The sequence below is a fragment of the Arthrobacter sp. UYCu511 genome (assembly GCF_040547105.1).
Classification (GTDB): domain Bacteria; phylum Actinomycetota; class Actinomycetes; order Actinomycetales; family Micrococcaceae; genus Specibacter; species Specibacter psychrochitiniphilus.
Genome location: NZ_JBEPPB010000002.1, coordinates 43,657 through 70,592 on the forward strand (window position 1 = coordinate 43,657; position 26,936 = coordinate 70,592).

Genomic DNA, 26,936 nt, shown 5'->3' on the forward strand with positions numbered 1-26,936 from the left:
TAGCTTGCGGCCCTTACCCTCCTGTGAGGGAAAACACCACCTTTTATCGACGAACGGTGGCTCTGCTGCGGTGAACGGACGCCACAGCGCGTTTCTGCGTGATCCAATAGTTCGTCCCGCAGGCATTGAAGTACAGGAATTAAAGTACGACGCCGGGAGGCCCCTACCAGCGTTGGGCGGCTCCCGGCCTGGTGCTGTCAGGGTATTTAGGCCAGGGTCTGCCGCCGTGTCAGGGGCAGTTTCCCCTTGGTCAGCACCCAGGCAGCACCCGCACCGAAGAGCGGAACCAGCACAGCCAGTGCGCCAAGCTGCAGCCACGGCACCACAATGGCTGCGCCGCGCTGTTGCGAGAGCACCACCACGGTGGGAATGGCCCCGGCAATCACGCCCAACACGGTGCCTAGCAGCGCCGTCATGAGCGTCTGCGAGCCGGAGATGGCCTTGCGCAGCTTGGTGTCCGCACCAACACTGGCCAAGGTGGCGTGGTCGTTGCGGCCGTCGGCGAGCGCCAAGCCTGCCGTGATGCCAGCGGCACTGAGTGTGATGAGCGCCCCGCCAATGACGATGACCCACAAAATGATGGCCATGTTGGTGGCCGGTCCCGTCTCAAAGTAGAGCGAACTGTGCTGGCCAAGCACGGGCGTCATGGCCGATTGCAGTTGGTCCCGTTCAGCTGGCGCCAGCGGCTCCGGGATGGTGGCCAGCAAAGCCTGGTCGCTCACGGGCATCCCTGCGGCCGCTGCAGCGTCCGGGGACATGACGCCGAAGTAGGGTAACGGCTTCTCCGGTGCATCCACTACGGCCGGGATGCTGTGTGAGGTGAGCGCCTTCCACTGGTGGCGCATGTAGTTCGTGTCCGTACTTGTTGGATCGTAGCCCTGGAAGTTCTCCTCATCGGACGGGTCGTAGCTGATGACCGTGGCCGTGTCATCGGGTTGCAAGTACACCTTGTTGGCGAGGACCATGCCACCGGTGGCGAGGGTTTTCCTCGCCTCCGCACTGGGCGCACGGCCCAGCAGCGCAGCCAGTTCAGCTTCCCCACCCACCACGAAGGTGGGCAGGTTCCTGGTAAGTCCGCTATCCGCCAAGGCTCCGGTGCAGCGCCAGTCGTCCAGGTTCACTGGTTTCCAGTCCTTGCCTAGCTCACAACTATTCCCCACTGGTTCTGCCAACAACCAGCGCGGACACGCCACGGTAGGTTTCAGTTCCTGACCCGGACTTTTCATTTGTTCGTTTTGCTGGTCGATCTCACACTTGCTGGTGTCCGGCACTCCGCGCAACAGCTGGGTGCTGACTCCGGCGCCCAGCGCTTCCTTGAGCAGTGTATTGGCATCCTCGGCGTCCACCGTGACCATCGTGGCCGCATTGCTGCTCATGGCACCGCCACCAACGTCCACATAGTTGTAGTCAACGTAATTGAGCAACAGCACGCTCTGATTCAGGTTGGCCTGCCAGGTGTACTTGTCGCTGGCGTCCGCCATGGTGCTAGCCGTGCCTACCATCAGCGCGCCCGAGAGCGTTGCTGCGGCCAGGACTGCCGCCACCGCCGGCACTGTCCGCCCCCTGTTGCGGGCAGCATCGCGGGCCGCCAACCGCAACGGCAACGGCAGCCAGGAAGTCCTGGTGGTCAACAGTTCAATGAGCCGCCCCGTCATGAAGATCAGCGCGAATACGAGCAGTACAGCACCCGCCACCACGGCGCCTGCCAGCCATGGCGCCCATAGGTATTGGGTGTCATTGCCGCGCAGGAACACGGTGGCAATGCTAGAGGCGGCCATAAGAGTTGCTGAAAGCAGCAGCAACCCTCCCCCGATGCGCGTACCCCATTTAGACGGGGCGTCGGCAGTGCGGCCGGACTTCAGCGCGGACAACGTGGCTTGTTTGGCCACAGCCCGGGCCGGCACCATGGCAGCCACAAGCCCTGCCGCCACGCCCACCAGGATCAGCCCCAGGGCGGGAAGCCACATCAGGTGCAGCCCCGTGAAGATGGTCAACCCTTGATTCCGGACAACCAACACGGTGATGACGGCGGCAATGGTGCCAAGCACGGCACCAATGACGCCGCCGGCCAGACCGAGCCACAACCCGCTGGCCGTGACGGTGGTGCGCACCATGGAACTTTCAGCTCCGGATGCTGCCAGCAGGGCGAGATCGCGTTGCTGCTTGCGTGCGCCTACGGCAAAGGCGGCTCCTGCCAGCAGCCCCACTTCCAGCAGGGCCAGCACACCGATGAGCCCGCCCATGAGGAACATTTGGACCATGGCAGAACTGCGCCAGTCGTTCTGCAGGATCTCTGCATCCGCCCCGAGTTCGGCCTTGCTGGGCGGGTCCAAGATCAAGCTGCGGGAGGACAGCACCACACCTTGGGCGTTGAGTGCCTTCGCATCATCCCAGCGCAGGGCCCGCTCCCCCACCAAATACACGGCGGCCGGGCCAAGGTTCTGCGTCAGCGAGGCTGGAAGCTGTTCCGGAGTGAGGAACAGGTACGACTCCCCGTCCCCCTGGCCCTCCGGACGGATGGTGCCGACAATGGCGAAAGTGCCGGCCGACGTCGTCAATTCATCGCCGAGGGCCAGATCAAAACGTTCCAGCAAGCCTCGGGTGGCAAGAGCCTGGAAGGCAGTGGCCGGAGCGCCGCCGTCGCGCAGCGTGTACTTGCCCTTGAACGCCGGGTTCAGCACGTCCGTCACGGTGGTGTTCACTTCCACCTGCGCCTTACCCACCGCGGTGTGGACCGTGGTGGAATGCCAGGGGAGCACGGTGAAACCGGCCGGGACAGCGTCCATGGGTGCGGTGGGCACAAAGTTAGGGTCGGGTTCCCCGCCGCCATGCCAACCCCCGTAGCCAGTGTCGCCGCCGATGGACTGGATGGCCTTCGCATTCTGCGCGCCCAGGGTGCCAAGCCGGCCCTGGGTTTGGCCCAGTTGCGTGGCAACAGTCTCAGCATTCGTGGGCATGGTGCTCATGCCCGCCGTTGCGGCGAAGGACATGGCGAAGATGGGCAGCGCAATCAGCGCAACGATCAGTGCAGAACGCCCCCTGTGGCAGCGGATGTCCCGCCACGCCATTTTCAGGGCAACTTTGAGCCGGTGCTGGCCGCCGCCCTTGACAGGGCTCAGGTCAAGCGCCACCTCAGTGCGCTAAACCGGAGAGCAGTACGGAAGGATCGTGCTGCGAGGCTGCCTCATCCACAATGCGCCCGTCCTTTAGGAACACCACACGGTCTGCCCAGCCTGCATGGCGGGCCTCATGCGTGACCATGACGACGGCGGCCCCGGCTTCTGCGCGGTTGCGCAGCACCTCGAGGATGCCGTCGCCGGTGGCAGAATCCAGCGCCCCTGTGGGCTCATCAGCCAGGATCAAACGGCGCTGGCCCACAATGGCACGGGCAATGGCCACGCGCTGCTGCTGGCCGCCGGACATCTGGTCCATGAACCTGTCTGCGAGATCTTCGATGCCCACCAGACGCAGGGCGTCCTTGGCTTGACGGCGGGCCTTGCGTGCGGGGGTGCCGTCAAGCTCACGCGGCAGGGCCACGTTTTCGGACGCCGTCAGGGTGGGCACCAGGTTGAAGTCTTGGAAAACGTAGCCCACGGCGCGGCGGCGCAGCCGGGCAAGCTCGTTGATGCTCAGCCCGCCCAGCGGCGTGCCTTCAACGTAAACCTCACCGCTGGTGGCCTTGTCCAGTCCCCCGGCGAGGGTCAGCAGGGAGGATTTGCCCGAGCCCGAGGGGCCCATAACAGCCACGAATTCGCCAGCATGAATGGTCAGATTCACGTTGCGCAACGCGGCAACGGACGTGGCGCCTTCGCCATACGTTCGGCTGACGGACTCAAGCTGCAGAATTTCATTGCTCATTTGCTGGCCGCCTTCGTGGTGGATGTGAGTGTTGGGGTGCTGACGTCCGCCGGTATTGCACGCTCGGCCCGCCTGGTGGCTGCAGATTTGCCGGCTGAGGCTGCGCGTTTGGCCATCCAACCTTCACAGTGATCCAGCCAGCGCACTTCGGCCTCTGTACTGAAGATCAGGGAGTCAAGGACCAGCAGCCACGCGGCGTCGTTGGGATCACCGGCTTCTTCGCTGGACAGCTGAACGCCGGCAGTCGTAGCGGCGGTGCGGCGCTGCCGCGTGTAGTCCTGCAGCAACCTCATCGAGGCCGTGCGTTGGGCCTGAACCACGGCGGAAACGTCAACGTCCTCCAGGGTCAGGGCCAACGCCAGCTTGATGGCCAGCTCATTGCGCGGCGGGTTGGCCTGAGCCACGGGTTGGGCGAACCAATCCATCACCTCGGTGCGTCCGGCGGCAGTGATGCTGTAGATGACGTGACCTTCGCCGTCGTCCCCATCTTTCGCCACCAGCTCATCCCGTTCCAGCCGGTCAAGGGTGGTGTAGACCTGACCAATATTCAGTGGCCAGGTGGAGCCGGTGCGCTCCTCGAACTCGCCGCGCAGCTGGTAGCCGTAGCGCGGGCTTTCCTGTAACAAGGCCAATAAAGAATGCTTGATGGACACTGGTGCTCCCTGAGTTGGCGCGAAAGCCCCCAATGAACCCTCGCCGCAACGGTATGCATACCGCGTATAGCAAACATAGCTACTGAGTATGGTGGGTGCAACTGTGACGTTCTGCTTTTGCTACAGTTAAGCCCTTGGAAAGGACAGTTCTGCACGTGATTCCCGATTTTTCTGCCATGAGCAATTGGCCACTGCGGTCCGCCGCGGGAGGTCTTTTTACTCTGATCCTGGGGGCCGAAACCACCTTCAAGTACACGGACCATCCTGGCCCCCGGACCCAAAAGCAGCGTCACATGGCGGACATCGACAAATCCCAGCACGCCCTCTGGGCATTTAAGCAGGCTGATTCAGCTCGGATAAAAGACGTCTAAATACGTAGCAATTTACTGGTAAGGCCCTTCTGCCACGATCAAGAGGTTCTTCTACCTCGAGCCGGGCATGCAACTTTGCATCATCGTGCTTGCGCTGGCCGCTCTCTGCCTGGTCTACATCGCGTGGCGTGGTCTGCGCGGTGACCGGCGCGCGTGGAGAGTCACGTACTACTTCAGTGGGAGCACGAACACATTAGGCCCCCAGCTCAACCTTCCCTTGCGGGCAACAGCGTCCGCCATTTTTTCCTCGTTGTTGCGGTGAAAGTGACGCAGGCCCAGGGAATCTCAGCGAGCCAAGCCAGAGAAAGCGCGTCCACTTACGCACTTTTAGGGTCCATTCTGGATGGCTGGATTTTGGTGGACATCATTTCTAGGACCGCGCTCGTCCCGGCACTGGCGGGCCCGCGGTCGCCGCGGCCTTGCCCTGCCCTACTTAGATACTGAGATCCGTGCGGCAGAGGCATTGCCAGCCGGGCCGGAGCAGGACCTCCTGCTGCAAGACATCCAAGAGAATAGAGACGCACTGGCCATCCTGAAGAGAAAATACCGGCTCAAGGACTAGCTGCCAGCCCGATATTATGAGCCAGCCTGCGCCGGCCGACCAGGCTAAAGCGTCAACAGCACCTTGCCCACATGCGTACCCGAATCGAAGTACTCGTGCGCAGCACCAACCTGTTCTAACGGGAAGGTCTTATCCACCATGGGCTTGACGGCACCACTGGCCACCAGCGGCCAAACATGCTCGCGCACTCCGTCCATGATGGTGGTCTTTTCCTCGATTGGCCGGCCGCGCAGTGTGGTGCCAATAATGGCCGCACGCTTGGTGAGCAGGGCACCCAAGTTCAGCTCCGCACTCGCACCTCCTTGCAAGCCAATGACCACCAGCCGGCCGTAGGTGGCCAGTGCGGCGACGTTGCGGGCCAGGTATTTGGCCCCCACGACGTCGAGAATCACGTTCGCTCCCTGCCCGTCGGTGAACTCATTGAGCCGCTCCACGAAGTCCTCGCTGCGGTAATTGACGGCTAGGTCCGCGCCGAGATAACTGGTGAGCATGGCAACTTTTTCATCGCTTCCAGCCGTGGCAACCACGTGAGCGCCAGCCGCCTTGGCGAGCTGGATGGCCATGGCACCAATTCCGCCGGCACCGCCGTGGATGAGGACGGTCTCGCCCGCCTGCAATTGTGCCGTCATGAACAGATTTGAATAAACAGTGGCGGCAACCTCTGGCAATCCCGCAGCAGAGATCACATCAATACCATCCGGCAAAGGCAGCACCTGACCCGCTGGAACCGCCACTTGCGCGGCATATCCACCACCTGTGAGCAATGCCACAACTTTCTGGCCCAGGCTAAACGGCTTCGTCACATTTGCGCCAAAACCGGCAATTCGACCCGAGACCTCAAGGCCTAAAATCTCTGACGCTCCGGCTGGCGGCGGGTAGAAACCACGGCGCTGCTGCACGTCCGCCCGGTTGATTCCGGCGGCAACAACGTCAATAAGGACCTCTCCGGGGCCCGTTACCGGGGCGCAGGCCTCACTTACTGCCAAAACCTCTGGGCCACCCGCACCTGTTGCTATAACTGCCTTCATGACGTTCTCCATTGCCGTTTCATTCCTTTAAACCTTCACAGGCCCCGTACTCATTTTGGTGGCACGGCCCTGCTTATGAAACACTACTAGGGTAAGGAAGGTTGTCCGAGCGGCCGATGGAGCTGGTCTTGAAAACCAGTGTGCGGTAACCCCGTACCAAGAGTTCGAATCTCTTACCTTCCGCGCATAAACAAAAGAAGCGGCCCCGTCACTGGGGCCGCTTTTTTGTGGTTATGGACTTCCAGGCCTTGCTACTTGGAAATCTTGCCCATCACGCCTGCAATGGGCCGCAGGAAGAGGGGCCGGGCCAGGAACACCGCCCCGACCATGAGCACCAGTGAGGCTGCGAAGATGCCAAAGCCGAGCCACCCGGCGTCCTGGCGCGCGGCGAACATGTGGTTCAGGTTCCCCAGCGCTCCCGTGCACAGCACCAGCGCCACGTGCATGATGACGAAGCCGGTGAAGAACAACATGACGGGGAAGTGGATTTTGCGGGCCGCTTCAATGGGGAAGGCCTTCGAGAGCGCCGCCTTGTCCTTGGGCCAGGCCGGGCTCATGCGGACGCCCGTGATGGCGGCCAACGGGGCAGCAATGAAGACGACGGCAAAGTAGGCCAGGACCTGCAGGGCGTTGTAGTTGACCCAGCCATTTTCTACTGGCCAGCTCAGCGACGCATATTGCAGCCCGGCGCTGAGCGCGTTGGGAAAAATGTCCCAGCTTGTGGGCACAATGCGCATCCAGGCGCCGGTGACAAACAGCAGCACCACAAACACGGCGCCGTTGAGCAGCCACAGCACGTCCACGCTCAGGTGGAACCACAGTTCCAGGCTGATCTTGGCCGGCTTGCCTTTTGTTTTCAGCAGCCCCGTGTTCTTGCGTGTCCAATACGCCTTGGGCCTGGCGGTGGTGCGCACCTGCCAGCCGGAACGGATGATCAGCACCAGGAAAAAGGCGTTGAGGAAGTGCTGCCAGCCAAGCCACGCGGGAATCCCGACGGGCGCATTGTCCGGCAGTTCGCTGTGGCCGGGGAACTGGAGCAGGAAGTCCTGGACCGGAGCCAGCTCGCGGGCCCAACGGGCCAAAATTACGACGGCCGCCAGGGCCACCACGGCGGCGGCAGCCCACACGGCCGGACGGACCCAACGGCTGCCCCCGTCCGAGGCTTGTTGTTTCGATTTAGTTTGCAGCGACATCCGGCAACCTCTCTAGACGCCCGCGGGAACGCCGCTGCGTGCTGCAATGGCCTCCCGCAACTGGGGCAGGACGGTAAAGAGGTCCCCGACAATGCCAAAGTCGGCAACATCGAAGATGGGGGCGTCGGCGTCCTCATTGATGGCCACAATACGCTTGGCCGTCTGCATACCGGCCCGGTGCTGGATGGCACCGGAAATGCCCACGGCCAGGTACAGTTCGGGGGAAACGCTGACACCAGTCTGGCCCACCTGGCAGCTCTGCGGAACATACCCGGCGTCGACTGCTGCCCGGGACGCCCCCAACCCCGCCCCGAGCATGTCGGCCAGTTCCTCAACCAGCACAAAGTTCTCCTTCGAGCCCAGTCCGCGGCCGCCCGAGACGACGATGCGGGCCGAGCGGAGCTCGGGCCGGCCAAAGCCTGCCGAAGCCGTCTCGGCGGCCGTGATGGTGGCGGCCTGCGTGGAAACATCCAGTTGGCGCACCTCCACCACGGGTGAAGCAACGGCCGGGGCTGGTTCGGAACTGCTAGAGGAGACGGTGACCAGCGCAACACCCGCGCCAACTCCGGATTCATTCGTGTAGCTTCCGCCGAAGATCGAATGGCTTGCCACGATCCGGCCGCCGTCATTGGTAACGTCCACGGCGTCGACCATGACGGCGTTGCCGGTGCGGGCAGCCAGACGGCCAATGACCTCGCGTGCCGTAGGGCTTGTAGAGGCCAGCACCGCAGCCGGTGCGTGGCGGGTGATGGCATCGGCCAGCGCAGCCACGGCTCCGGCGGCAACCAGGCCACTCGACGCCGGGCACTGACCGTCAACGACCACCGCCGCACCCAGTCCGCCCAGTTCCTTAGCGAGTTCCTCCGAAGCACCCGAAGGAGTGGCTACGACGGCGACCGGCGTGCCCAGGCGTGCGGCCAGACCCAGTAGGTGGGCCGTGCAAGAACGCAGTGTTCCGTTAGCTGCAAGTTCAATGTTGACGAGAATGTTGCTCATGATGGGCAGCCCTTTCAGATCAGGTTTTCGGCGCTGAGGAAGTCAGCGAGCTGTGTGGCGGCGGTTCCGTCGTCCACGAGCTTCAGACCCGCCGTCCGGGCCGGGCGCAGGGTCGTGGACAGGACCACGTTGCCGTTGGCGTGGGTGACGGCAGTGCCAAACCCAGCAGCGCCAACCACGGCAGCGCCAACCACGGCCACGGGCTTGCGCTTGGCTGTCATGATGCCCTTGAACTTGGGGAAACGCGCCTCGGCGGAACTTTCCGTGATCGAGATGACGGCAGGGAGTGCGCCGGTCAGTTGCTGGACGCTTTCGGCGTCCTGCCGCTGCCCGGACACAGTACCTGGCTTGATCACCACGGTGTCCAACGAGCCAAGGAAGGGCCGTCCCAAAAGTTCGGCCACCATGGCCGGCACAACGCCGCCGCGGCCGTCGGTGGATTCGTTGCCGGCCACGATCAGATCAAAGCCTGCGCCCTGCATGGCACCGGCCAATTCCCTGGCCGTGGTGAGTGCGTCTGCGCCTGCCAGCGCGTCGTCAACCACGTGGATGGCCGAGTCCGCACCCATTGAGAGTGCCTTGCGCAGCGCTTCCAGGGCCGTGCCAGGGCCCATCGTGACGGCCACAATCTCCACTGATTTGTCAGCGTCCTTTTCCCGCAGCGCGATTTCCAGGGCGCGTTCGGTGATTTCGTCGGCAACCCGGTCACTGGCGGACCTGTCGACGGCGCCGGAGGAAGTGAGCTTCCTGTCGTCGGCGGTGTCGGGGACCTGCTTGATGAGAACTGCAATTTTCATGATTTTTTCTTCCCGTCCGGACGGCATTAGGCCGTGGCCGCTGCTAGGTGGTCAGTGCTTTCTCCCGCGACCGCGCGGCGGTGTGCGTAGCTTCCGCGGTCCAGCACTACGGTCTCCCCTACCCGGACCTGGAACACAGCACCGGTCTCGGTCTTCCAGATGCTGGTAGCTAGTTCGTCGCCGGGAACCACGGGTGCGGCGAAGCGGACACTGAGGGTGCCGAAGGTCTCCACGTCGGAACCGCAGACCTGCTCCAGGACCGCCCGTCCGGCGAAGCCCATGGTGCACAGGCCGTGGAGGATCGGCTGGTCGAAGCCGACCATCTTTGCCAGTTGCGGGTCCGAGTGCAGCGGGTTCCTGTCGCCATTGAGCCGGTAGATAAGGGCCTGGTCAAGGGAGGTCTTCTCCACAACGATCACGTCGGCGGGACGGTCCGGAACTTTCCACTGCTCGGAGGGTCCCGCGTGCCCGCCAAAGCCACCCTCGCCGCGGATGATCATAGTGGTCACGCTCGTCGCTACGAGTTCGCGGGTCGCCGCGTCCAGCAGTTCCGTGCTCAGCTCGATGACCGCATTTTTGCCCTTGTCATAGGCGGCGCTCATGCCGCTGACGGGTATCACGGTGCCGCTGGTAGCCAGCTCCCGGTGCAGAGTGATCTGCTGGCCGCCGTGCAGGATCTGCGATAGTTTGAAGTCGCCCAGCCCGTCCATGGATCCGGACGTTGAGCCAAGCACAACCGCGAATGTGGGCAGGACCTTTTGGTCCACGCCGCGTGAATTTTCGGTGGTGAAGGCCAGATTCTTCGCCGGACCCCCGGCCCCGGCCCCCACGCTTAGCGCATACAACAGCGCATCCTTCGACGTCCAGGAGAAGGGTTCACCCTCACTCATCTTCCCAATGTTGTGCATGTGGATCGCCACAGTCCTGCTCCTTTCATGGGGATTCTCCCCAACGATTCAGACGGCCACCCAAAGGTGGCGTGGATCACTCTATATGAAATACTATAACGAGATTCTAGTTCTTGTCTATGGTTGTGCCGGTATCATTTGTCCACCCCGCTCCCCGGGCTGGGCCCCGGCACATACAACAAGGGGCCCTGCCGCTTCCCAGATAGGGATGCGCAGGGCGCCCGATTGTGTGCAGTGGTTGTTAATGGTGCGGCGTTTAGGGCACCTTCTAGGCTGCGCGGCCCAACTCAGTTGGCAGCCGGCACGGGATCCTTGGCCAGAGTTCCGCGCCGCGTGGAACGTTCTTGGGTGGTTTCCGGGACCCACTGCACCGGACGGCGTTTCAGGAACAGGGCAACGAGCACGGCCAGGATGGCGAACACCAGCACAAAGACAAAGCTTGCGCTGATGCCGCCCTGGGCCACGATGGTGGTTTCCGGGTTCTGGTAGCTGGCAAGGATCATGGCCCCGATGGCAGTGGCGGCGGACTGGCCAATGTTGCGGACCATCGTGTTGGTGCCGGCAGTTTCCGAGGTGTGGGTTTCTGGGATCGCCTCAATGAGAACGTTCGGCAGGGCGCCGAAGGTCAGGGAGACGCCAATGCCGTTCAATGCCATGGCCAGGCAGAATGCCACCACGTTGCCATAGGTGAGCAAGATGATGGGAATGGCCGCCGCCATGAGGCACAGTCCACCAATGAAAACGGAGCGTGCACCGAAGCGGAAGGCCAGCTTGCCACCCAGCGGAGAGAACAGGTAGCCGACAACGGCCGTCAGCGCACTGAAAATGCCGGCGAGTGCAGGGGCGAAACCGAGGCCAAAGCCCAACGTCGTCGGGTATTGGAGGACCATTTGGGTGGGGACGGACATGCCGCCGATGGGTCCGAGGGCAGCGAGCATGGTGGCCGTCATGACGAGCGCGACCTGGCGGTTCTTGAACATCCTCAAATTCACAATGGGAGACTCAACGCGCAGCTCCCACCACACCCAGATGGCCGTAACGACGATGCCTGCGGTGATCAGGCCTAGGAACTGCACTGAACCAAACCCCGTCTTCGAGGCCCCGGAAAGTGCTAGCAGGATGGCGCTGACTGCGATCGGCAGCAGCACGGCACCTAGGTAGTCGGGCTTTTCCTTGCTGGGAATCAGGGTGTCGCGGGGAATGACGGCCAGGATGGCGACGGCGGCAACCACGGCAAGTATCGCGGAGAAGATGAAGATCAGGTGCCAGGAGAAGACCTGGATCATGATGCCGGCAATGAGCGCACCTCCTGCACCTGCAATCAAGGCCGAGGCTCCGATCATGGAGACACCCACGGGGATCCGTTCTTTGGCCATGTGTTCACGTGCCAGGCCAAAGGCGAGCCCCATCAAGGCACCGGCCGTGCCCTGAATGGCACGGCCCAGGATGATCATGCCCAGGCTGCCTCCAATCAGGGAGATCAGCGAGCCGGCAAAGGCGATCATCAACACGATGATCATGACCTTACGCCGGCCGTACATGTCACCGAAGCGTCCGCCCATGACACCGGCTGAGGCGGAGACCAGCAGGTAGGCCGTGACAACCCAGGCAACCGTGCTGGCATCCACATTGAATTCTTTGATCAGCGTGGGCAGTGTTACGTACATCATGGATAATTCAAAGGCCGAGACAACTTCGGCCAGGATGAGAACTGTCACGACGGCGGCGAATCCGGGCCGTTTGAGGGTGTTCAGGGTTCCGGGTTTCCGGAGATTAGCGAAGGACATCTTCGTCCAGCCTTTCGTGGGTGTGCTGAAAAGAAAGTGGTTGTGCCCTGAAGGAATTGGTGGGCAATGTAACGAACATTCCTTGGAACGGCGGACGAACACGAAGATGACGTGCCGGCCATTCCCGGCCCACACCACCTCATGCGGCGGTGACGACGGTTTTTGACACGCTTGCCTGCGGCACACCGTCAGGGGTGCGCCGCAGGGCAAAGGGGACATGCAGAAAGGGCACATGCAGGGTGGAACAGGAGCGCCAGGCAGGGCGCCTAGTTGGTGCCGTAGGCGACGGACTTAGTCCAGAAGAACTCCTCTAGCCCCTCCAACCCGCCTTCGTTGCCGGTGCCCGAGTGGCCAATACCGCCGAAGGGGCGCTCGGCCACCGCGTTGGGTGCGCCATTGACCACCACTTCACCAGTTTCCAGCTGCTCCACGACCCTCATGGCGCACTTGGCATCCGAGGTCCATACATAGCCTGAGAGTCCGTAGTCGGTGCTGTTGGCCAGGGCCACGGCGTCGGCTTCGTCGCTAAAGCGCATAACGGCCAGGACGGGGCCAAAGACTTCCTGCCGGGCCAGCTCACTGTCCCGGTCAACGTCCGCCACCACCGTTGGCGGATAGTAGTAGCCATCTGCCAGCTCACCGCCTAGGCGGGTGCCGCCGGTGAGGATGCGGGCGCCGTCGTTCCGGGCCTGGGCCACCATGGCCTCAATGCGATCGATGGCACCCTGGTTGATGACAGGTCCGCAGATGGTGTCCAGTTCCAGTGGGCTGCCCACCTTGAAGGATCCGGCGATGGCCGCCACCTTGGCCACGAACTCATCGTGGATGGAATCCTGCACCAGCAGCCGCGTGGGCAGGGCACAGGCCTGGCCGGTCATGATGCCAAACGCCATGAAGGCCGCATGCAGGGCCGCGGCGTCCAGATCCGCGTCGGCAAACACCAGGTTCGCCGACTTGCCGCCCAGTTCCAACACGACGGGCTTGAACGTCTGGGCGCAGGCCGCGGTGATCTTCCGTGCAGTGTCGGGGCCGCCCGTGAACGTCACCTTCTTGACCAGGTGATGCGAGACAAGCGCAGCACCGGCCTCGGCGCCGCCGGTGAGCACGTTGAACACGCCGTCGGGAATGCCGGCCTCGCGGACCAGATCGGCGAAGAGCATGGCGCTGAACGGCGTCAATTCACTCGGCTTGACCACCACGGTATTCCCTGCCGCCAACGCGGCCGGGACCTTCATGGCCAAGGACATCAGTGGTGCGTTCCAGGTGATGACCACCCCAATCACGCCGTAGGGCTGGCGCAGCGTGTGCCCGAAGGAACCGCCGGCACCGGCCACGGAGGTGACGCGGCCCAGGGGCAGCTTGTCCGCCCAGCCGCCGTAGTAGCGGATCCATTCCGCCGCGGCACCCACCATCGCCGCCGCGGTGGCCTGTGGTGTGCCGTTATCGGCGGTGGCGAGTGCGGCAAATTCCGCGGTGTGCTCCTCTACCAGCCGGGCGAGTGTAAGCAGTGCACGGGCACGTGTCCCGGCTGGTGTTGCCTTCCACACCGCAAATGCCTCGTGTGCGCTTCGAACGGCTTCGTCAACATCGGCGGCGCCAGCCAGCGGCACAACAGCGTCGGGAACTCCCGTGGCAGGGTTGATGTGGTGGTAGGTGCCGGCACCTGTGCTGCGCGTGGTGGAGCCAATACGCAGCGTCACCTCCGGCAGTGTCACCTCCGGCAGCACAATTGCGGGGCGCTGCTCTTCCGTTGCGATACCCATCTCAGGCCTCCGGCTCGTAGCGGAGCATGGTGACGTCCGCTTCGGGGTAGTCGCAGAACACGGGCTTAACCCGCATGCCGATCTGGATGTCCTCATGGGCCACGTTAACCAACTCTGTGGAGAATTTGGGGCCTTCATCCCACTGCACCACGGCCAGGACCATGGGCCCCGATGCCGCGAAGTGCGGCGCCACCGGACGAGTAGTGATCGTGTACGTGTAGAGGGTTCCGGCCCCGGAGATCTCACGCCATTGCAGATCGTCGGCCAAGGTGCGCGGCGCGAGCGGGCGGGGGTAGAAGATGTACTCGCCCAGGGACGGGGAGTACTGGATGCGCACCTTGTGCTCGGCCAGGGCATCCCAGAAAGGCTTGGTGATCGGGGTGGGGACCGGAAGCGGCGGTGTCAAAACGGGCTGTGTGTAGGTGGTGCTCATGGTGTGTTCCTATTCCCCTTCAAAAATCAGTGCTGTTTGCTCGCTCATGATGCCGCCGTTGCCGGTGACAAAGGCGCGGTTGCAGTCCGCGACCTGTGCTTCTCCGGCGCGTCCCATGATCTGGCGGGCGCCGTCAATCACGTGGTGCATGCCGCCGGCGATGCCCGCCTGGCCGAACGACAACTGGCCACCGGCCGTGTTCACCGGGAAATCGCCCCGGAACGTGAGGTCGTGCTCATTGACGAACTGCATGCCCTTGCCCTTTTCAGCAAAACCGGCATCTTCTAGGCTCATGAGCACGGTGATGGAGTAGCAGTCGTAAATGGAGACCATGTCCACCTCATCCCGGCCAATCCCGGCCATGGTGAACGCCTGATCCGCGGCATGGACCATGGGCGAATACATGAGGTCCCGCGCATAGGTAGGTGTCTTGTAGGGCACCCGTTCACCGAATCCTTTGATCCAGACGGGACGGTTTTTGGACTTGGCCGCCATGTTCTTGTTGCCAATGACGACGGCGGCGCCTCCCTGACAGGGCATCACAATTTCGAGCATGTGCAGCGGGTCCGCGACCATGGGCGAGTCCAGGACGTCCTGGGCCGTGATGGGTTTCCCATGGAAGACGGCGCCGGGGGTGGCGCAGGCGTTGGTGCGCTGGTCCACGGCAATCTTCGCCATGGCCAGCTCGTCGTAACCGAACTCGTGGCCGTAGCGTTTGGCGATCTGGGCGTAGGGGCCGTTCTGACCAAGGTTGGCGTAGGGGATCTCAAATTCGGCCTGCGGGGAACCGTACTTGTTGGAGGAGGCGCCAAAGTACATGGAATCCTCCATGACAAAGGGGTGACGTTCGTGGGTGGGTACCTCGTGCGTCCCCGGGAAGGTGACTAGGACGGCGTCGCACAAACCGAGTTCGACGGCGGCCGCGGCCCGCCAGACGGCTGCGGCAGAGCCGGCCCCGCCCAGGTCCACGATCTCGGCAAAGTTGGCGTCGATGCCCAGGTATTCGGTGATGGTGGAGGGCACAAACATGCTCGCTTCACCAATCAAAGGTGTGACAATACCGTTCACGTCCGTGGCGTCCAACCCGGCATCGTCCAGCGCGGCCTTTGACAATCTGGCCCACTGTTCCAGGTTGAAGGTTTTTTCGCGGGCCAGCTTGCGCTGCGGCGGCAATTCGTAAAAACCAAGGATTGCGGCTTCTCCTCGAAGTCCCATGGTGATCTCCTCAAATAATTGTTCGTTTTTCATCCGCTGCCCCTGTTTTCGGGTGCACTCGATGATGGTGTGGTGGTTTGTTGGGTGTAGTTGGCTGGCGTACTGCCGGGAAATGGCACCTGGCGGTGCTGCTGGAATTAGGTCCCTGTTCCGGCCGGGCGGCCCTGCAGGATGGCGCCCTGCAGGATGGAGATTTTCAGGCCGATGCCCGGGTGAACCGTGCCGCTGGCCAGCAGTGCATCCAGCTGTTCCGGAACATCCCCGCGGGACCAGTCCGCTGCCGCGTCCACGGCCAACAGGCCGGCAATGCCGAAGCTTTCACCGTCTGCTCCGGTTTCCGTCAGCAACAGGTCCGCACCCGCGTCCCACTGGAAGCCGGCGGCTGAAGTGCCGGCGCCGTACTCCTTGGCGCCGAGCACCCCGCACAGGACCGTCCGTACCCGGGACAAGTCGGCGACGTGGCCGTAAATGAGTGGAATGCGCAGGGCCGCCGTGTCCGTCTGTTCCCACGGGCAGGTGAGGGTTCCGCCGTCGGAGGTGGCGGTGAGCTCCTCCACACTCAGCGGCGCCTGGACCATTTGGACCAGGAACCCGAGGCCAGTATCCCGGGGGTGCAGAAATGCTTCCTGCCATTGCGGATGTGCCAGGTTCACCAGGATCGGCTCGATCCGGGCCTCCTGTGCTCCCGCAATGGCGGCCCGGATGTCATGGACCTTGAAGGTGATGTGGTGGGGTCCGCCCTGACCGTCAATCTCGGTGAGGAAACGCTGAATGAACGAGTGTTCCCCGCTGCCAGGTTCCAGAAGTTCCAGACGCATGTCATCGGCAACGGCCAACTGGCACGGGCTGAACGCTTCCATCTTGAAACCGCTGGCCCAGCGCGCTCCCAGCTGGCGGTTCAGCAGCGCCCCCGCCGGTTCCCAGGCAGGCACCGCAATGGCCAAGTGGTCCAGTTCGTGGGCGCTCATAGGAGCCCCCCAGCCTGACCGGCTAGTGCGCCCCAACCTCGAACTGTGCCAGCCGCAGGCCGATCATCTGGACAAACCTGTCCAAGATCCGGTGCGCCTCGGTGAGCGTCTTGTCCCCCGACAGCAGCCTGGCCACCAGATCCATCAACACGCACCAGACCATGGCGGTGATGTCCGCCGCCTCGTCGTCCAAGAACATGGAGAGGTCCGAGTGGATCGGTTGCTCGAGCACTGTTCCAAGCCGGTGCATGAGCTCGGAAACCTCCGGATCGGACGTGGCGCGCAGCATCAGGATCGCCTTGTAGAAGTTCGGCTGCTTCTCGAACGCGGCCAGGGCCATGCGAAGCCGCTGACTGATCCGCTCCGTGGTGCCTTGGTGCTCCGCCCATGACTGGTCCATCGAGTTGAACGGCACGCTCCAGTCGTACACAACATTCGCGTACAGGTGTTCCTTCGAGGTGAAGTACCGGTACAGCGTGCCCAGGGCCACGTTGGCCTCTGCGGCCACATCGCGGATCTGGATCGATTCGTAGTCGTGGTCGCGCAGCAGCGATTTGGCGGCGTCCAGGATCCGTTGCCGCCGCAGCTTTTGATAAGCGGGAAGCTCGGTCCTTTCCCCAGATAGCACTCCGGTCATGACTCGCCTCCTGCGTGAATATCCGGTTGACCATCAACGGTACCACCGGGCCTTAGTGCGGCCGTGTTCGGGGCCTTTCATGACTGCTGCTTCCAGCGGATCAGGGCGTCGAGGGCTTCAATCTCGTCGCCGGCAACGCGCAGCGGGTTGATTTCCAGCTCTTCAAGCTCGTCGCCGAGGCCCACTGCCACCTGGGAAATCCGGAAGATGGTCTCGGCCAGCTTGTCCAGGTCTGTGGCTGCGCCGCCACGAAAACCGGTCAGCAATTCGATGCCCTTGAGGGATTCGAGCATGCGGCGGATCTCGGCCGGCCCCACGGGCAACAGGCGCAGTGCGGAGTCCTTGAGGATCTCCACCATGACCCCGCCAAATCCGACGGCGAGCACCAGTCCCCATTGCGGGTCCCGGACAACGCCTACGAGTAGCTCATTGCCGGCGGGCCGCATGGGAGAGACGGCAACACCTTGGATGTGTGCACCCGGGGCCAGGTCCGCCACGGATGTCATGATGAAGTTGTACGCCTCGGCGACGGCCGCGGCGTCACGGAGCATGAGCCGGACTCCGCCCACTTCGGTCTTGTGCGCAATGTCTTCGGAGGCGATCTTCAGGACCACGGGGTAGCCCATGTCCCCGGCTGCGGCCACGGCCTCCTCTTCGGAGGTTGCGATCGCAGCGGGGACGTAGGGCACCCCGTGTTTGCGCAGGAACGCGCCAGCCTCAATTTCGGTCCACGTCTGAGCCCCTGCGGGCTTCTCAATCACTTCCGCCGGCGCCACGGCCGGGTCTGTGGTGAGTTCATCCGAGCGCTTACTCCACCAGGCGCTGCGGGCCACGGCCGGGATGCCGCGGTCAAAGGAGTCCGAGGAGTGCGGCAGGCCATGCTCGTTGGCGAAAGCGCGCCCAAATTCTGTGACGGTGGTGGGCAAAAAGCTCATGCCGATGACCGGCTTTGTCGATGACGTGAGCTGGCGGTGCAACTCGTCCTGGTTCAACCGGCCCATGTCTGCCATCAGCTGGTTCTCCGGCCAGGAGCTGTTGACCACGATGAAGTCGAAGTTCTCGTCGTCGATGAAGCACTGGTTGGCCTTGGTGATGATGGTCGGATCCACCGAAATATAGCCGGTGGTGTCCATCGGGTTGTTGATCGTGGAGAAAGAGGGGAGCCCGGCGTCGTACAGGGCACGGACGGTGGCGTCTGCGGGTGTCGGTAGTTCCAGGCCAGCTAGTTCGGCTTTCTCCGCGATCAAGGCACACATAGCACCGGATCCGGTGACCACACCCACCCGGTTTCCGGACAGGGCGCCATAGGATTCCATGATGCCGGCGGTGGCCACCAGGTCTTCAATGTTGTCCACCCGCACAACACCGAACTGCTTGCAGGCTGCGTCAATAACCTTGTCATCGCCCACCAGCGAACCGGTGTGGGCGGCGGCCACGCGGGCTGAGGCTTCGCCCCGGCCGGCCTTGAATACTACGATCGGTTTGCCGGCCAGGCGGGCCCTTTCGGCCACGGCGAGGAACCGTTCCGGGTTGGAAATTTGTTCCAGGTAAGCGGCGATGACCCGTGTGTTTTCGTCCTCCACCAGCATGTCCATGACGTCAATGGCCGAGACCATGGCCTCGTTGCCTACCGTGACCGCCGTCGAGCATCCCACCCCGCGGGAGGCCATGTACGGCAACAGGTAGATGGCCAGGGCACCGGACTGACTGGCGACACCGACCCCTCCTGCGATCATGGGCATCTGCGTCATGTGGCTGAACGCGGCGACCTTGGCGTGGGAGTTGATAAAACCAAGGTTATTGGGGCCCAGGATCAGCTGTCCGGCATTGCGGGCGCGCTCCACCAGCCGCTCCTGCAGCGCCGCACCCTCCGGCCCCGCCTCGCCGAGGCCCGAGGCCAGCAGGATAAGGTTCCGGATGCCCTTGACCCGGGCCTCTTCCAGCACGGTCTCCAACGAGTTGGTACCTGTGAGCACAATGGCCAGATCGGGAACCGCAGGCAGCTCCGCAATGGAAGTGTAGGAGCGCTGCCCGTGGCACTCCTCACCGCGGCGGTTGACCATGAACAGTTCCCCGGCAAAGCCGCCTTCCATCAGGTTGCTGTGCGTGAAGTGGGACCAGCTGGACTTCGTGTTGGCGCCAATGATCACAATGCTCCGCGGCTCAACGAGCTCGCGCAGCCGGGCCGTGTCAAGGTTCTGCACGGCCGTATTCTGCACTGCTTTGCCCTGCGCTGTGGAGTCCGCAGCGCCTGCGGCGCCTGCTGTGTGAATGTTCTGCAAGGGAGTGGCCTCGCCTGTCATCGTTGTCATGCGAAAAGGTGTCCTTTCGGTGAAGCATGGAGTGTTGACGTTCTATTCCCACAGCCGGCCTGGCTGTGTTTCCGGCCTAGCCGCGCGGCAGGCCGAGGATGCGTTCGGCAATGACGTTGAGCTGGATTTCAACGGTCCCCCCGCCAATGAGGACCTGCGGGACACCCAGCATCCCGGTGACCGCGTCGCCCGGGGCCTGGGCAAACAGGGCGCCCTGACCGGCCAACTGCAACACACGGGTGGCTGCTTCGCGGGACAGCCTGGCGTGGGCAACCTTGGCCAGGGACGAGCCGACCCCGGGCTGGAGGCCGTTGACCTGGCGGAGGGTTTCACGCAGGTTCAGAGCACCGATGGCGCTGCTGAGAGCCACGATGCGGGCCAGCTCGGTGAAGGCCTCCTCCTCCGTTGCGCAGTACCCCTGCTCCCGGATGAGCTCACGCAGGGATTCCTCGGCGCCGGCGGATACTCCGGAGGAGATTTGGGTGCGCTCGTTTTGCAAGGTGGTGGCCGTGATGCGCCAGCCCTGGCCAGGTTCGCCGAGCAGGTAGGCGTCGGGCACGAACACGGAGTCCAGGAAGACTTCGTTGAATTCCGCATCGCCCGTGGACTGCTTCAGAGGCTGGATGTCCACGCCGGTGCTGCGCATGTCCATCAGGAAGTAGCTGAGCCCCTTGTGCTTGGGCACGTCGGCGTCGGTGCGGGCCAGGCAAATGCCCCAATCGGCTTCGTGCGCCCCGGAGGTCCACACCTTTTGTCCCTTGAGCTCCCAGCCGCCCTCCACCTTATTGGCACGTGTGGACAGCCCGGCCAGGTCTGAACCGGCGCCAGGCTCCGAGAAGAGCTGGCACCAGATGAGCTCGCCCCGCAGTGTGGGGAGTGCGAACTTTTCCTTGATCTCCTCGCTGCCGAAGGCCAGGACGGTGGGCATGGCCCATTCGCCAATGACCGACGACGGCTGGATGAGATTCCGCCGGGCGTATTCCTGGGAGATGATCACCTGCTCCCCTGGGGAGGCTGCCAAGCCATAGGGGGCGGGCCAGTGCGGGGCCGCGAGGCCGTTCTCAGCGAGGAATGTCCGCTGCGTACCGCGCGAGTTCCAGCGTCCGCCGTCGTGCTCATTCTTCATGGCGGCGGCTTGGTCCAGGAGCCCGGCGATGCGCTGGCGGAAGGCGGGATCCTCATCGGGGAGTTCAATATCGATGCGGCGGTCCAGCTCCAGCGCAACACGGCCAACGGAGGCTATGCCGGCCCTGGCCGGTGCCACCTGTGCGGCCAGGGTCATGGCGCGGCGCAGGTACAGGTGGGCGTCGTGCTCCCAGGTGTAGCCGATCCCGCCCAAGATGGTGACAGCCTCGGTGACTGCGTCCACGGCCTGGGCAATGGCGGCCTCCCGTGCGGACCCGGCGGCCAACGCCTGCTGGTCCGCGTCCTGGTCCAAGGCCACCAAGGCCGACCACGCTGCGGCGGTTGCCAGTTCGGCGGCGATGAGCAGGTTGGCGCACTTGTGCTTGACGGCTTGGAAGGAGCCGATGGGCTTGCCGAACTGTTCGCGGATCTTGGCGTAGTCCGTGGAAACCTCCACGGCCCACCGCATGATTCCCGAAGCCTCTGCGGCGAGCAGGCCCGCCTGCAGGGTTTCAACGTGGCCCAGGCCCAGCCCGGCCAGGATGTCGTCGGCGCCGATGACCACGCTCTCCATCACCAGAGTGCCGGCGTCGCGAGTCAGGTCGGTGCAGCTTGCGGACACCTTGGCCACCCCGGCCCGCTCGGCCTCAATAAGGGCGAAGCGGGTGTGTGTGCCGTCGGTGAATCCAACCACTAGCTGTTCTGCCGAGAGCAGTGACGCCACAGCCGTGCGCCCGTTCATGATCCACCCTGTACTTGTGGCAAGGGCTGTGAGCGTGGCGGCGGGCATGGCCAAGGCACCCGTGGCACCCTCCGCGAACACATCCAGGCCGTGTGTGGAGGCCTTGCATTCGGCGGCGGCCGCGACAGCAGCACTTGCCAGGACGGTGGAAACGTAGGGGCCGGGCACCAGTCGGCGGCCGAACTCCTCGACCACGATTGCGGTGTCGGCGACAGTTCCGCCTTGTCCCCCGCGCTCTTCGCTGATGTGCAGGGCGTGGAGTCCGTTGTCCACCAGTTCGCCCCAGTGCGCCGGGCGGCCGCCGGCGCCGTAGGCCTCGAACAGTTCACGGGTCTGCAGGACGTCGGCGAACCGGTCCGCGAAGTCTGAAACTGCGGCAGCCAGATCGGCGTGCTCTTCTGTGAGGGACAAAGGCATTGAATCACTCCAAAATCACGGCCGAACCGTTCCTGAAGGGAAGCGGTCCGACGAGCGGGACATTTGTTAACTGAAACTAGACTCTAGTTTAAGTTTGTGACTTGGGCAACACTTTTCTGGAATCAAGTTTCAAAATATCTTTTTTTCGGATTCCAGCTCCCCTATGCGGGCATACCCCGATCGATGTTACTTTTACTCCCACATGTGCCCACTTCCGCACAAAACCCTTGTATTTGCTTGACCGAAGCCACTAGTTCATGAATGATTCACATCTATGTGCTTGGCTCATTAACGCTTCCGCAGTTCGCTCTCTGGGATTGCTCTTTGCCGTTCACTGAGCCAAAGCTGCGGTTCATCATCACTCACGGCACAACGGTGTGCCACCCTTTCGAGAGTTGGAGACATGACGAGCAGTAACTTCTACAAGGCAGGATTGGGGGCCGCCTTGGCCTTCGGTCTGGCCGTGGCGCCGTTGGCGATCTCGCCAGCCCTTGCCAACGATGCCCCCGAACCAACCGAATCCGCGGCGGAACTGGGAACGGAAGGAAATCGCGCCCCTGCCGCTCCACTCGCGGCTCTACCAGCGGTACCCAACGTCATCATCAACGAGGCGTACCTCAACGGTGGCAGCGCGAACGCCAGCTTCAAAAATAAATTCGTGGAGTTGTACAACCCCACAAATGCAGACATCAACCTGAGCGGCTGGTCACTGCAGTACCGGTCTTCAGGAGGCACCGGCGGACCGAACGGCTCCGCACAGCTCAGCGGCACCATCAAGTCCCATGACTACTTTCTGGTCAAGGGCGCGGCCAACGGCGGCACCAATCCGGCAGGGCTGGATCTGCCAGCGGCGGACGTCGATAGTGCAAGCATCAGCCCGGCCGGAGCGGCCGGAACTCTCATCCTCTCCAACCAGCCCGCAGCCCCCTCACCTCTACCCATTGGTTCACTAGTAGATGTTGCTGGCATCGTCGATGTCCTCGGATACGGCGCCAGCAATACTTTCGAAACTGACCCAACCACCAATGCAAGCGTCACCAGCTCGCTAAACCGAACTGATGCAGTGGACACGGATAACAATTCCGCCGACTTCACCACCGCAGCTCCCACCCCCACCGGCACGGCTGGCGGGGTAGAACCGCCAAAGCCGCCGGAGGACGCCGGCAACAAGACCATCGCCGAGATCCAGGGTGAAGGCGCCAAGAGCGCCTTTGAAGGCTCCACTGTCACCACCAAGGGCAAGGTCACGGCGGCCTACCCCACCGGAGGTTTCGACGGCTACTTCATCCAGACTCCCGGCACCGGTGGCGATCTGGACATGGCCACCCACAAAGCCTCCAACGGCGTGTTCGTCTACTCACCCGGCACCGTAGCCAGGGTCAAGATTGGTGATTATGTTCAGGTGAGCGGACTCGTGAAGGAATTTGGTGGTGCCACGGACACCACCACCACCGAAATTGACGTCCCGGCCGATGGTATGACGGTACTGGACGAGGCAGCGACAGAGGTCAAGGCCGCCGTCGTCAGTGTCCCGGAAACCACAGAAGGACGCGAAGCCCTTGAGGGTATGCTCGTGGCACCCCAGGGCGAATTCACCATCACCGACAACTACACGCTGAATAACTACGGCGAAGTTGGCCTGGCAGTAGGCACCAAGGTGCTGCTCCAGCCCGCCGCTGTGGGTCCGGTTGGCTCCGCTGCACACACCGCCACGATTGCCACCAACGCCGCCAAGACCATCAGGCTCGACGACGGCGCCAGCACCAACTTCCTCAACGCCGCCGGCCAGTCGGTTCCACTGCCGTGGTTGAGCGCAGCAACACCGATGCGGGTGGGCTCCACCGCCGAGTTCGCAACGAACGTGATCTTTGACAACCGCAATAACGCCTACAAGTTCCAGCCGTTGGAGGCACTGACACCTGCCAACGCAGAAGCCGTTCAGCCCATCGCCTTCGGTAACAACCGGGTCCAGGCACCCTCCGCTGTCGGCGGGGACCTCAAGGTTGCCACGTTCAACGTCCAGAACTACTTCACGCAGACTGGCGATAAGAACGCCTCCTGCCAGTTCTACAATGACCGTGCAGGCAACCCCATTACAGTGCGGACAGGCTGCCTCCAACGTGGTGCTGCCAATGCCGCAAACCTCACACGCCAGCAGGCGAAAATTGTTGCCGGCATCCACCAGTCAGGGGCCGATGTGCTCTCACTGGAGGAAATTGAGAACTCCGCCAAGTTCGGCGAGGACCGCGATTTCGCCCTGGCCACCCTGGTGGCGGCACTGAACGTTCAGAGCCCCGGAGTGTGGGACTACGTCCGCTCACCCGGCGTGGACCAGCGCCCCTCAGTGGAGATCGAGGACGTGATCCGCACTGCCTTCATCTACAAGGTGGCAGTTGCTAAACCGGTAGGTGCCTCAGTCATCCTGGATGACCCTGCCTTCACCGGCATTGCCCGCCAGCCGTTGGCTCAGGCCTTCACCCTTGCAGGGAACGGCGAGGGCGCGAAGGTCATTCTGATTGCCAACCACTTCAAGTCCAAGGGTTCCCCCGCAACACCGGATGACATTGACAAGGGCCAGGGCAACTCCAACCTTGCCCGCACGGCACAAGCTACAGCCCTAGTGAAGTTCTCCAATGCCCAGCAGAGCGCTCAAGGCACCGACAAGGTCCTGCTCATGGGTGACTTCAACTCATACACCTTTGAAGATCCCATGCTGCTCATGGCTGCGGCAGGATACGTGGACCAGGGCGCCAAGACGGGCAAGCACTCCTACGCCTTCGGCGGACTGGTGGGCTCACTGGATCACATTGTGGCTACCCCGGCACTGGACGCATTCGTCACGGGTGCGGACATTTGGAACATCAACTCCACCGAGTCCATCGCCATGGGATACAGCCGCTACAACTCCAACGTCACGGACTTCTATGACACCTCGGCTTTTGCCGCCTCCGACCACGACCCCGTTGTGGTTGGCTTGAACCTTGCTGCTGCGGCGAGCGCACCCAAGGAAATCAACCTCCTGAACATCAATGATTTCCACGGCCGCATCGACTCCAACACGGTCAAGTTCGCTGGCACAGTGGAACAGCTCCGGGCCGCCTCGGGCGACGCCAACACGGCGTTCCTCTCGGCGGGAGATAACATCGGTGCCAGCTTGTTCGCTTCTGCCTCGCAGGACGATAAGCCCACCATCGATGTCCTGAACGCCCTGGACCTGAGTGCTTCCGCTGTTGGAAACCATGAGTTTGACAAGGGCTGGGCTGATTTGGAAGGGCGCGTCCAAGACGCAGCCAACTGGAGCTACCTAGGCGCCAACGTTTACGCCAAGGGAACCACCACCCCGGTGCTTGATGAATACAAGATCATCACCGTCAACGGTGTGAAGGTTGCCATCATTGGTGCCATCACCGAGGAAACCCCCACACTGGTGACCCCGTCCGGCATCTCTATGCTGGAATTCGGTGACCCTGTTGAAGCTGTCAACCGGGTTGCCAAAAAGATCACCGACGGAAAACTCGCGGACGTCATCGTGGCTGAATACCACGAAGGTGCCGGTGCAGGGACCCCGGACGGGGCAACCTTTGAGCAGGAACTGGCCGCAGGAGGCGCGTTCGCTGAAATTGTGACGAAGACCAGCGCCTCGGTCAACGCCATCTTCACGGGCCACACTCACAAGCAGTACGCCTGGGATGCCCCCATCCCCGGCGTTGCCAGCGATGCCGTATTGAAGACCCGCCCCATACTCCAGACCGGAAGCTACGGCGAGTTCATTGGTCAGGTCAAGCTGCAAGTTGATGCCAACAACAAGGTTCTCTCCTACACGCAGTCCAATGTGGCACGCAGCAAGGTTGATGACTCACTCTTGGTGGCCGCTTTCCCGCGTGTTGCCGAGGTCAAGGCCATCACGGATGCGGCTTTGGAGGCCGCAAAGATTGCCGGCAGTGTTCCAGTAGGCAAGATCTCTGCCGACATCACCACGGCGCAGACCTTCGATGCGGCAAGCGGCAAGTACAGCCGTGACGACCGTTCCAGCGAGTCCACCCTGGGTAACCTGGTGGGCAACTCCCTCTTGGATGCGCTCAAGAGTGAGCAGACCGGTGGAGCCGAGATTGGCGTGGTCAATCCCGGCGGACTCCGTGCGGACCTGCTGTACAAGAACGCAGGCCTCGAGGACGGGGTGGTCACCTACGCCAACGCCAACGCGGTGCTGCCGTTTGTGAATAACCTGTGGACCACCTCCCTCACGGGAGCGCAGGTGAAAACCATGCTGGAGCAGCAGTGGCAGACCAACGCGGATGGCACCATCCCCAGCCGCCCGTTCCTGAATCTGGGACTGTCCTCCAACGTGGACTACACCTACGATTCCTCCCGTGCGCTGGGCGATCACATCACCTCTGTGGTCATCAATGGCGCGCCGCTGGATACGGAACGCTCTTACCGTGTGGGTACGTTCAGCTTCCTGGCAACGGGCGGGGATAACTTCCGCGTCTTCACCGAAGGCACCAACACCAAGGATTCCGGCCTCATTGACCGCGACGCCTGGATTGCGTACCTCGGGGCGAAGCCTGCCGAAGCTCCGATAGCACCTGACTTTGCCCGCCGCGGCGTGGACGTTGTGGGCGCACCGTCCACGGTCAAGGAAGGCCAGGTGGTTACGCTCACGCTGAAAAAGCTGGATCTGACCTCACTCGGAACCCCCGTCTCCACGAAGGTCACTGTTCGGTACGAAAACTCGGGCAGCGGAGCGGCGGTTCAGCAACCCATAGAGAATATCTTTATCGTCAATAACGGCTCTGCGGACTTGAAGTTCAAAATGCCGAAAACGCTCAACGGCGGCCGTCTCACCATCACCACCGACGGCGGAACGTACGCCCGCCTGCCCATCACCATTCCGGTGACGGCGGATGCGGGAACACCCACGGATACGGCGTCACCGAGCCCCACCGGCTCCAGCACGGCTCCGGGCACCTCCGCTCCGGGCACCTCCGCTCCGGGCACCTCGCCTTCTGCGACGAGTACAGCAGGCGGTGGCACCGGCAACGGCTCGGGCAACCTGGCTAACACGGGAGCCACCGCGCTTCCGCTGGGACTGGGTGCCTTGGTCCTGGTGGGGGCCGGAGTTGCCGTGGCCATGGCAAGCCGACGCAAGGAGGCACGCCACTAACCGTCGC

General features: G+C 62.9%; 19 protein-coding genes and 1 tRNA gene. 4 read left to right on the forward strand and 16 right to left on the reverse strand.

Annotation, left to right across the window (positions count from 1 at the left end; all coding sequences use genetic code 11):
- Positions 1 to 206: 206 nt before the first annotated feature.
- Genes ABIB48_RS03535 through ABIB48_RS03545 form a run of 3 tightly spaced genes read right to left on the reverse strand, consistent with a single transcriptional unit; the run spans position 207 to position 4,511 of the window.
- Positions 207 to 3,131, reverse strand: coding sequence for an FtsX-like permease family protein (locus ABIB48_RS03535; RefSeq protein ID WP_354212096.1), 2,925 nt, complete (start codon positions 3,129 to 3,131; stop codon positions 207 to 209).
- Between the two features lies 1 nt (position 3,132).
- Positions 3,133 to 3,858, reverse strand: coding sequence for an ABC transporter ATP-binding protein (locus ABIB48_RS03540; protein WP_110104992.1), 726 nt, complete (start codon positions 3,856 to 3,858; stop codon positions 3,133 to 3,135).
- Positions 3,855 to 4,511 (reverse strand): PadR family transcriptional regulator, encoded by a 657-nt coding sequence (locus ABIB48_RS03545; RefSeq protein ID WP_110104993.1) that lies wholly within the window; start codon positions 4,509 to 4,511, stop codon positions 3,855 to 3,857. Before ABIB48_RS03545 ends, ABIB48_RS03540 begins: the two co-directional genes overlap by 4 nt.
- 176 nt (positions 4,512 to 4,687) lie before the next feature.
- Here ABIB48_RS03545 and ABIB48_RS03550 point away from each other — a divergent pair, with 176 nt between their 5' ends.
- Entirely contained in the window at positions 4,688 to 4,882 is a 195-nt protein-coding gene (locus ABIB48_RS03550; RefSeq protein WP_146212988.1) for a hypothetical protein, read from the forward strand.
- 343 nt (positions 4,883 to 5,225) lie between these two features.
- Entirely contained in the window at positions 5,226 to 5,444 is a 219-nt protein-coding gene (locus ABIB48_RS03555) for a hypothetical protein (protein WP_354212098.1), read from the forward strand.
- 44 nt (positions 5,445 to 5,488) lie between these two features.
- Here the strand turns inward: ABIB48_RS03555 and ABIB48_RS03560 are convergent, their stop codons facing one another.
- Positions 5,489 to 6,472, reverse strand: coding sequence for an NAD(P)H-quinone oxidoreductase (locus ABIB48_RS03560; RefSeq protein ID WP_354212100.1), 984 nt, complete (start codon positions 6,470 to 6,472; stop codon positions 5,489 to 5,491).
- A gap of 95 nt (positions 6,473 to 6,567) precedes the next feature.
- Between ABIB48_RS03560 and ABIB48_RS03565 the strand changes: the two genes are divergently transcribed.
- Positions 6,568 to 6,655, forward strand: a tRNA-Ser gene (locus ABIB48_RS03565).
- A gap of 68 nt (positions 6,656 to 6,723) precedes the next feature.
- Here ABIB48_RS03565 and ABIB48_RS03570 read toward each other — a convergent pair.
- The 12 genes from ABIB48_RS03570 to ABIB48_RS03625 all read right to left on the reverse strand — a co-directional run bounded on the left by ABIB48_RS03570 (position 6,724) and on the right by ABIB48_RS03625 (position 21,765).
- Complete coding sequence (locus tag ABIB48_RS03570) at positions 6,724 to 7,665, reverse strand: cytochrome b/b6 domain-containing protein (protein WP_110104996.1); 942 nt, start codon at positions 7,663 to 7,665, stop codon at positions 6,724 to 6,726.
- Between the two features lie 12 nt (positions 7,666 to 7,677).
- The gene (locus ABIB48_RS03575; protein WP_354212102.1) at positions 7,678 to 8,661 is read right to left on the reverse strand and encodes an electron transfer flavoprotein subunit alpha/FixB family protein; all 984 of its coding nucleotides are present in this window, start codon (positions 8,659 to 8,661) and stop codon (positions 7,678 to 7,680) included.
- A gap of 14 nt (positions 8,662 to 8,675) precedes the next feature.
- On the reverse strand, positions 8,676 to 9,458 hold the full coding sequence (locus tag ABIB48_RS03580) for an electron transfer flavoprotein subunit beta/FixA family protein (RefSeq protein WP_354212104.1): 783 nt from the start codon (positions 9,456 to 9,458) through the stop codon (positions 8,676 to 8,678).
- 26 nt (positions 9,459 to 9,484) lie between these two features.
- Positions 9,485 to 10,378, reverse strand: coding sequence for a MaoC family dehydratase (locus ABIB48_RS03585; protein ID WP_354212106.1), 894 nt, complete (start codon positions 10,376 to 10,378; stop codon positions 9,485 to 9,487).
- Positions 10,379 to 10,653: 275 nt separating this feature from the next.
- A complete protein-coding gene (locus ABIB48_RS03590) occupies positions 10,654 to 12,153 on the reverse strand; it encodes an MFS transporter (RefSeq protein ID WP_354212108.1) in 1,500 nt (499 codons plus the stop codon).
- A gap of 266 nt (positions 12,154 to 12,419) precedes the next feature.
- Positions 12,420 to 13,916, reverse strand: coding sequence for an aldehyde dehydrogenase family protein (locus ABIB48_RS03595; protein ID WP_354212110.1), 1,497 nt, complete (start codon positions 13,914 to 13,916; stop codon positions 12,420 to 12,422).
- A 1-nt stretch (position 13,917) separates the two neighbouring features.
- Positions 13,918 to 14,349 carry a Zn-ribbon domain-containing OB-fold protein gene (locus ABIB48_RS03600; RefSeq protein WP_110105001.1) on the reverse strand — a complete coding sequence of 144 codons (432 nt, stop codon included), beginning with the start codon at positions 14,347 to 14,349 and terminating at the stop codon, positions 13,918 to 13,920.
- Between the two features lie 9 nt (positions 14,350 to 14,358).
- The gene (locus ABIB48_RS03605) at positions 14,359 to 15,564 is read right to left on the reverse strand and encodes a thiolase family protein (protein ID WP_110105002.1); all 1,206 of its coding nucleotides are present in this window, start codon (positions 15,562 to 15,564) and stop codon (positions 14,359 to 14,361) included.
- A gap of 137 nt (positions 15,565 to 15,701) precedes the next feature.
- Positions 15,702 to 16,532 carry a VOC family protein gene (locus ABIB48_RS03610; protein WP_354212113.1) on the reverse strand — a complete coding sequence of 277 codons (831 nt, stop codon included), beginning with the start codon at positions 16,530 to 16,532 and terminating at the stop codon, positions 15,702 to 15,704.
- Between the two features lie 22 nt (positions 16,533 to 16,554).
- Positions 16,555 to 17,169, reverse strand: a complete 615-nt coding sequence (locus ABIB48_RS03615; protein WP_354212115.1) for a TetR/AcrR family transcriptional regulator — start codon at positions 17,167 to 17,169, stop codon at positions 16,555 to 16,557.
- A 77-nt stretch (positions 17,170 to 17,246) separates the two neighbouring features.
- Positions 17,247 to 19,481: an acetate--CoA ligase family protein gene (locus ABIB48_RS03620; protein WP_354212117.1), complete on the reverse strand. Its 2,235-nt coding sequence runs from the start codon at positions 19,479 to 19,481 to the stop codon at positions 17,247 to 17,249.
- A 76-nt stretch (positions 19,482 to 19,557) separates the two neighbouring features.
- On the reverse strand, positions 19,558 to 21,765 hold the full coding sequence (locus ABIB48_RS03625) for an acyl-CoA dehydrogenase family protein (protein WP_354212119.1): 2,208 nt from the start codon (positions 21,763 to 21,765) through the stop codon (positions 19,558 to 19,560).
- A 403-nt stretch (positions 21,766 to 22,168) separates the two neighbouring features.
- On the opposite strand from ABIB48_RS03625, the gene ABIB48_RS03630 reads away from it, so the two are divergent.
- Positions 22,169 to 26,929 carry an ExeM/NucH family extracellular endonuclease gene (locus tag ABIB48_RS03630; protein WP_354212121.1) on the forward strand — a complete coding sequence of 1,587 codons (4,761 nt, stop codon included), beginning with the start codon at positions 22,169 to 22,171 and terminating at the stop codon, positions 26,927 to 26,929.
- Positions 26,930 to 26,936: the final 7 nt, after the last annotated feature.